Origin of the sequence: Acinetobacter sp. VT 511, from assembly GCF_001077515.1 — a bacterium.
GTDB classification, from domain to species: domain Bacteria; phylum Pseudomonadota; class Gammaproteobacteria; order Pseudomonadales; family Moraxellaceae; genus Acinetobacter; species Acinetobacter schindleri.
Genome location: NZ_LFRE01000031.1, coordinates 36,586 through 44,046, shown reverse-complemented (window position 1 = coordinate 44,046; position 7,461 = coordinate 36,586). Strand labels below are relative to the sequence as shown.

Sequence of the window (7,461 nt, the reverse complement as noted above, 5' to 3'; positions counted from 1 at the left end):
TCCGAGCGATTGCAACCCGATTTGATAAGCTTGCACGAAATTACCAGTCTATGATTTACATTGCTTGCATGTTTATTTGGTGTAAAGCCAAATGAGGACACGCCCTAGAAGGTAAGCAGACTCCTGAAGAAACTATTCAAAATACAACAGAATTATTGAAGTCAAATATTAGAGCAGAACTTTTACAACTTATTAAAGAGAAAACACCAAAGTTCTTTGAGCAGCTTGTAGTCGATCTTCTTGTGGCAATGGGTTATGGTGGATCACATCAGGACGCGGCTCAAGCAATTGGCAAAACGAATGATGGGGGAGTAGATGGTATTATTAGTGAAGATAGATTAGGTCTAGATAAAATCTATATTCAAGCCAAGCGTTGGGAAAATACAGTTGGTCGTCCTGAGATTCAACAATTCAAAGGTGCTTTGGCAGATCAAGTTGCCAAGAAAGGTGTATTTATTACCACTTCTAATTTCAGTAAAGAAGCTATTGAGTCCGCAAAGAAATCAGGCATTGTTTTGATTGATGGAGACAAGCTCACATCCTTAATGATTGAATTTGGTTTAGGCATACAGATCGAACGGAGCTTTCATATTTATAAAATCGATCAAGACCGTTTCGATGAAGATATCTTTTAACTAGGTTCCTAAGATTTTAATTGCCCGATCCTTATTCCACGAGCCTTGTGACAGCAGTACGACATTAGGACTGGTTAAAGGGTCATACTGCTCTACTCGGTTCCGTCCGTTGGCCTTGGCCTGATACAGCGCAATATCCGCCTGTTTAATTACGGTATACAGGTCCGTTTCACAGGTTTCCAAGATCGCCGCACCCACTGAAATGGTGAATTTTAAGGATTGAACTTGATCAAGAAACACTTCGGTCTGTTCAATGCGCTGCCTTAAACAATCGGCAATTTTTAGAGCATCATCCAGATGCGTATCAGGAAGCAGGGCAATAAACTCTTCCCCGCCGTAGCGCGCCAGAATATCAGTATTTCGCATTTCACTTTGAGCTGTTTTCGCAATGATTTGCAGTACCTGGTCACCAATATCATGACCATAGTTATCATTAATCTTTTTAAAATGATCGACGTCAAACACGATTAATGAACTAGGACTCGGTGTTCCTTCTTCAAGCCTATGTGTTAGATGTTGCTGAGCCAAATATTCAAAAAAGCGGCGATTATTTAATCCTGTTAGGGAATCGGTATGCGCCATATACTCAAAAGCCTGACGGTTATATTCGTTCAAGGTATGTTGTAAAAATACAATCCGAGATTTAAGCGTTGAATTCCAGCTGATATAGATACTAAAACTTAGCACCGGCAAATAAATCAGAGAAAACAGAACCAGCTGTTGCAGATCACCTTTAACATTTAAATACACACCAATATAGATCATGAGGGTAATCAGGACCGAGATGGTCAGGGAAGGTCTGAAACGGATATGTACACTTAAATTTGCCAGAACGATAAAGACCAGAGAGGAATATTGATAGATCAGGTTATAAGCACTTTCTGACTGATTTAAATTAAAAAACCAGACCGCACTGGCACCAATAATCGAAGTGGGTAGCAATAGATCAAAGAGTGGTAAATTCCGGCTATGCTGGTACATCCAGACCGTGATCAGGGTCATGACTGAGGTAAAACCCAGTTTGGTTACAAGCAACAGGGTGTGGATGTCACGCAGTACATAAATATCTGCAAGGGTATAGGAAGCATAAGCAAACTGTGCAAACAGATTCACCTGAAGCAGATATCTCAGATGCAGCTTTTTCTGATGAGAATAATAGGCAGATTTTAATGGCTGAGGAATACACACCAGAGGATCTTTAAGCGCCTGCTGAATCAGAAGGCGTGACTCCTTATGATATTCCTGTGGCATTCAGCCTTCCCCATAAAAAATAAAATTTTTTATATATTAAGTTTTGTATAAATTTTATTCTATTCCTTAAAAATTCACTTTAAAAGTAGTCATCTAGAATAAATATTTTCGGTTACAAAAAAGGGAGAGTGAGTACAAAGCAACAAAGGAGATAGGCTGGATTGACTGTCTATACGTTTAAGTCACCTCTATGACTGTTCATAAGTTAATATATTTTTCAGTATAAAAATTCTGTAAATCAGATTGAAACGGTGAACTCATATCTGGACGATACACTTCAATCCGGTTACGTCCACTCTTCTTGGCAGCATAAAGCGCCACATCCGCTTTTTTAATCAGATCATCCAGGTCCTGAGTATGGGACTCTAACTCAGCAATACCAATCGAAACTGTAAATTTCAGTACCAGCTCAGGCCGGGCATAGAGATACTGCTGCTGAATCGAATTACGAATGCGCTCGGCAATTACCAAAGCATCCTGCAACTGTGTATCGGACAGCAAAATAATAAATTCCTCACCACCAAAGCGTGCCAGTACATCACTATGGCGCATTTCCTTACGCGCTGTATCTGCAATTAATTGTAGTACCCGATCCCCGACATCATGCCCATAACTATCATTGATCTGCTTGAAATGGTCCACATCAAACATCAGCAGACAGGTGCTTGAATATCTTGGCCAGTCATGAATACAGTTTTCTGCCAGATTAACAAAATGCCGGCGGTTATAGAGCTGAGTCAGTTCATCAGTATGGGCGAGATTACGCACCATATGGTAGTTCCATTCATCTAATAAAGTACGGATAAATGCACGACGGGTATGCAAGATATTATTCCAGTTAAAATACAGGCTAAACAGCAACACTGGGCTGAACACGACCATAAAGATAAAAGCTTCCGATAACGTCATTAGCTGCGTTATTGCTATCAGGACCAGCAGGCTGATTAGGATTGAACAATATAGTGCAGCCCTAAATTGAACCTTGATGCAGAGATTGGCAATCAGAATAAAAATGGATGCAGCATATAAGTAATTTTCTACATGTAGGCTGGTAGAAGAGAGCAGGAGCAGGATCCATACTCCAGTACAAAGCGTAGTCCCTATCGGCAGGATCAGATCGAGCAAGCGAATGTTCTGGCTGTATTGAAATAACAGTTCACAGACGATCCAGAAAGCTAAGACCAAAATCACCCGAGTAAACCCAGAAACCATCATCAGGTCGGGGATAATAAAGATATCGGCAAAGAAATATAGCAGGAACACCAACTGTGCCAGTAAGTGGATCTGGCGCAGACTATGGTAGTTATGCCGGTACAGATAGTCATAAAAATGGGGTAGAAATTGGACAGGAATACGGGCGTACCGATCCACAAGTGCATCTTCTAGCACTTGACGGTTCTTCAGGTCATTCTCGGAAGGTTGCAGTTGTTCCGAAGAATGCCGATTAAGACTCTGCAAGGAAGCCTGCATATTTGCATGCATCCTGCCATCGGCAATCGTCATTTTTCAATCCATTAAAAATTCGCACATATTATGAGCAAATTTTGGGGTCAGGAATCTATGGTCAAACGGATAGATTGCGACGCATGGAGAAGGAAAAAGTAACAAAACATTTTTTCTGTGAAAGGAGAAAGCCAAAACTTAGGTATTATTGAATTAATTATTTGATTTAATGTACAAAAAAATAAATATAAGCCTGTTTCACGTGAAACAATCCGAGATAATTGTTTGTTGCAGTATGTGTAAACCTCACCTTATTAAAATGAAAAATGCTAAAAAAGGTTTGGGTGATCTTTACCTAATTGCGACCTCGAATTTTAAGGATAGATTCAAGATTTGGAGTACCCATGAAAACAAGAAATCAGATCAAGTACAGATCAGACCGTTGAAGTTAAAGATTGTTGCAAATATGACAAGCACAATCCTGAAAGTAGCACTCTTTTTACCGATCTGAATTGCTATGATCTTTTGACCCAGCCGAGTGAGCCAGAACATGTCGAATAATAATGATATCGAACTTTTCAATTCAGATGATTGCACGAAATACGTCAATCAGTTTATTGCAGAATTTCCATTACGCCGTGCTGAAATTGGTCAGGGAACAGTGATCAAGCGTGCGTTACCAAGCCGGTATAAACGGATGATCGGGGCATGGTGTTTTCTGGATCATGCCGGACCTGCTCATTTCCCGCAGGGAGACGGCCTAGATGTAGGACCACATCCACATATTGGTCTGCAGACTTTTACCTGGATGATTGAAGGCACCATGATGCATCGTGACAGTCTAGGCAGTGCGCAGTTACTACGTCCGCGTCAGGTCAATCTGATGACGGCTGGTTATGGCATTTCCCATTCTGAAGTTGCACCTGAAACAGAAACCAAGATGCATGCCGCACAGCTCTGGATCGCTTTGCCAGATGATATGGTCAATATGGCACCCGCGTTTGATCATTATCCGGAATTACCTGTGGTTGAAGATCAAGGCATTGAGTTCACGGTACTGGTCGGGGAATATCTTAAGGCTATATCACCAGTAAAGGTACATAGTGAACTGCTCGGGGTGGATCTGTATGCGGCAGACAGTACCCAGGCAGTATTACCGCTTCATCCGAAATTTGAATATGGTTTTCTGGTACTGGAAGGGACGGCCAGTATCAACGGACATGAACTGACTGAAGATAATATGGTGATTCTGGAACCGGGGCTGGATCGGGTACATGTCGAGATTCATGCCGGAAGCCGTGTACTGTTGCTGGGGGGCGAACCTTTTGAAAGCCCGATTTTACTATGGTGGAACTTTGTTGGCCGCACGACTGAAGAATTGAAAATGGCACGTGAGCAATGGATTGCAGAGCATGAACGATTTGGCTCGATTCCTGCCTACGAGGGACCACGACTTGAAGCCCCTGCTTTCCCGGGCCATATGCGTCCTTCAAAATAAATGGATCATCAATAAAATAAGGAAGAAGAAATGGCCATGCTTGCAAGTGCTCGTGTACATAGTCTGGAAACACCATGGCAGGGACAGATCAGTCATGGCAATCACCAATATCTGACAGATAAGCCGGAAGCTTTTGGTGGTCAGGATCGTGGTCCCGCACCTTATGATTTTCTGCTGGCAGGCTTGATTTCCTGCACCATGATTAGCTTGCGTATGTATGCCAGCCATAAAGATCTGGAGCTGGGGGAGTTTCAGGTTGAAGCCGATTTCTTTGCCAATCGGGAAGGGCAGGAATGGATTGAACGACGTTTAAGTTTTCAAAATCCGTTAGATGAAACATTGCGGCTAAAAATTCTGGAAATTTGTCAAAAAACGCCAGTGACCAAAACTTTGCTACGGAGTCTGGAAATTCGAACTACCTTACTTTGATCTCGCTATATGTAAAGAAGGCTGATTGAAATGTAATATAATTCGTAAAGCATTTCACCGAAACCAGACACTTTTTGTTATGCTGAAGCGGCAATAACACGACAATAACAAAAGAGTCTAACATGCGTATCCTACACCATCTTGAGCAGTCCCGATCGTTCCGTATTTTATGGGCATTGGAAGAATTGGGGCTAGATTATGAAATCAAGTTCCATAAACGGCTGCCTAACTTTTCTGCCCCTTCAGAGTTGAAGATGATCCATCCATTGGGGAAGGCGCCAATCCTGATTGATGGTGATCAGGTGCTGGTAGAATCTGCGGTAATCTTACAATATTTGCAGGAAACTTATGATGTGGGTATGGAGTTTCAGCCGCTCAATTCTACTACCAAACAGCAGTACCGGTACTGGATGCATTATGCCGAAGGCTCACTGATGCCGTTGCTGGTTATGCATCTGGTCATGAATTCCGTTGAGAAGCACACACCATTTTTGCTGCGTCCTATGGCGCGACAGATTACCAGTGGAATTAAAAGTAAATTTGTACAGCCGCGTCTTAAAGATCATATTCAATATTTGGAAGACTACCTGAGCGAGCATGAATATTTTGCCGGTCGATTTAGTTTTGCTGATATTCAGATGAGTTTCCCATTAGATGCCATTCAGACCCGTACGGGTAAACGTTATCCGGCGATTGAAGCCTATCTGGAACGCTTATCTCATCGTCCTGCCTATTTCCGGGCCATGTCCAAAGAAGAAGTATTGAGTTAACAAGCCATTAAAAATAAAGGTGCCAAAAGGCACCTTTTTATTGAGATAAGGTTTCAATCAGTCCGGGAAGCTTAAGCGTTCCTTCGGGAAAATCACTTTAAAAGTAGAGCCCTGATTTTCACGAGAATCAATTTTTAGCTGTGCCTGATGCTGCATCAGTACATGTTTTACAATCGCGAGTCCAAGACCTGTACCGCCAGTACGTCGGCTACGGTCAGAATCGACGCGATAGAACCGTTCAGTCAGACGCGGCACGTGTTTCGGGTCAATCCCGATCCCGGTATCTTCCACCACAAAGTAAGCCGATTCACCATCATCATGCCAGCCCATGGTGACCGTACCGCCTTTTGGCGTGTATTTAATCGCATTGGTGATCAGGTTGCTGAAAGCACTGGCAATTTCCATATCGGAACCAATCAGATCACAATGACTGTCAATATCTAGGTTCAGCGTATGACCATAATCCACGTTATAGGCCTGAGCATCATCAAATAGTTGGTTCATCAGATTGGGCATGTCGATAATCTGGTTCTTGGCAATATTTTCGTCATTTTCCAGACGAGACAGTAGTAACAAGTCATTGACCAAGGCATTCATACGCCGGGTCTGGGATTGCATCTGGTCAAAGGCACGTTTCCAGCGTGGACTGATATCTTCCTGATCGGTAAAGGTTTCGATATAGCCGCTGAGCACCGTTAAAGGCGTGCGTAACTCATGCGAGATGTTATCGACAAAGTCTTTGCGCATCTGTTCTAGATTATGCATCCGGGTCACATCATAAGCGACCAAAAGATGGCTTTCACCCCCAAAGCGGGTCATCTTGACCTGTACATAATGGTCTTCAAAGATCGAAGATTGCATCTTGAGACCGTCAGGCGCATCATCAATATGATGATAATAATCAACGAAATTTGGCTGAGAGAGTAAACTCAGAATATTACGGCTTTTATCTTCAGCACTGATGCCGAGCAGACGTTCAGCTGCGGGATTCCACCATTCAATCTGCTGATTTTCATCGATCAGTACCACGGCTTCCTGTAGCGCGCCTAGAGAAGACTGGGCACGATCAATCAGCTCGACCATTTCCGCCTGTACAATGCGTTCCTGACGCTGGGCCTGATAGACATTAAAGAGCAGGGCACCCCAGATGCCATTGATCTTAGGTGGTACGTCATAAGGACGATTGGAAATCCAGTCATTGACCAAATATAGGGAACGGATTTGTGTGACAAAGAATGCTACAAAAGCCAGTACGATACAGACCCAGAAATACCCGATCCCGAAACCAATCAGGCTGCCGATCAACAGGAAGAAGGCCAGAAGGCGTAAATCCTGCTTGGCAAAGTCCCATAAGCTATTGGAGCTTGGCAGTTTATGCCCACGGGCCATTTCAGGAACAGGGTAGGGTCTATACATAAAGCAGGATTTACCTAAG

6 protein-coding genes and 1 pseudogene are annotated in these 7,461 nt (G+C 42.9%); 4 read left to right on the top strand and 3 right to left on the bottom strand.

Going from position 1 to position 7,461, the window contains the following annotated elements; genetic code table 11:
• Window positions 1–116 precede the first annotated feature (116 nt).
• Window positions 117–635, top strand: a pseudogene (locus tag ACS72_RS01500) (restriction endonuclease); the annotation flags it as partial.
• Here ACS72_RS01500 and ACS72_RS01495 read toward each other — a convergent pair.
• Entirely contained in the window at window positions 636–1,886 is a 1,251-nt protein-coding gene (locus ACS72_RS01495; protein WP_048881004.1) for a diguanylate cyclase, read from the bottom strand.
• A gap of 198 nt (window positions 1,887–2,084) precedes the next feature.
• Window positions 2,085–3,389 carry a diguanylate cyclase gene (locus tag ACS72_RS01490; RefSeq protein ID WP_048881003.1) on the bottom strand — a complete coding sequence of 435 codons (1,305 nt, stop codon included), beginning with the start codon at window positions 3,387–3,389 and terminating at the stop codon, window positions 2,085–2,087.
• Window positions 3,390–3,879: 490 nt separating this feature from the next.
• Between ACS72_RS01490 and ACS72_RS01480 the strand changes: the two genes are divergently transcribed.
• The 3 genes from ACS72_RS01480 to ACS72_RS01470 all read left to right on the top strand — a co-directional run bounded on the left by ACS72_RS01480 (window position 3,880) and on the right by ACS72_RS01470 (window position 6,026).
• A complete protein-coding gene (locus ACS72_RS01480; RefSeq protein ID WP_048881001.1) occupies window positions 3,880–4,827 on the top strand; it encodes a pirin family protein in 948 nt (315 codons plus the stop codon).
• Between the two features lie 30 nt (window positions 4,828–4,857).
• Window positions 4,858–5,256, top strand: coding sequence for an OsmC family protein (locus tag ACS72_RS01475; RefSeq protein ID WP_005220317.1), 399 nt, complete (start codon window positions 4,858–4,860; stop codon window positions 5,254–5,256).
• Window positions 5,257–5,378: 122 nt separating this feature from the next.
• The gene (locus tag ACS72_RS01470) at window positions 5,379–6,026 is read left to right on the top strand and encodes a glutathione S-transferase (RefSeq protein ID WP_004814206.1); all 648 of its coding nucleotides are present in this window, start codon (window positions 5,379–5,381) and stop codon (window positions 6,024–6,026) included.
• Window positions 6,027–6,083: 57 nt separating this feature from the next.
• Here ACS72_RS01470 and phoR read toward each other — a convergent pair whose 3' ends face one another.
• On the bottom strand, window positions 6,084–7,442 hold the full coding sequence (gene phoR, locus ACS72_RS01465; RefSeq protein WP_048881000.1) for a phosphate regulon sensor histidine kinase PhoR: 1,359 nt from the start codon (window positions 7,440–7,442) through the stop codon (window positions 6,084–6,086).
• Window positions 7,443–7,461 lie beyond the last annotated feature (19 nt).

Coding starts and splice junctions, on each gene's coding strand:
- ACS72_RS01495 (WP_048881004.1), bottom strand. CDS start 1,886: ATGCCACAGGAATATCATAAGGAGTCACGCCTTCTGATTCAGCAGGCG.
- phoR (WP_048881000.1), bottom strand. CDS start 7,442: ATGTATAGACCCTACCCTGTTCCTGAAATGGCCCGTGGGCATAAACTG.
- ACS72_RS01475 (WP_005220317.1), top strand. CDS start 4,858: ATGGCCATGCTTGCAAGTGCTCGTGTACATAGTCTGGAAACACCATGG.
- ACS72_RS01480 (WP_048881001.1), top strand. CDS start 3,880: ATGTCGAATAATAATGATATCGAACTTTTCAATTCAGATGATTGCACG.
- ACS72_RS01490 (WP_048881003.1), bottom strand. CDS start 3,389: ATGACGATTGCCGATGGCAGGATGCATGCAAATATGCAGGCTTCCTTG.
- ACS72_RS01470 (WP_004814206.1), top strand. CDS start 5,379: ATGCGTATCCTACACCATCTTGAGCAGTCCCGATCGTTCCGTATTTTA.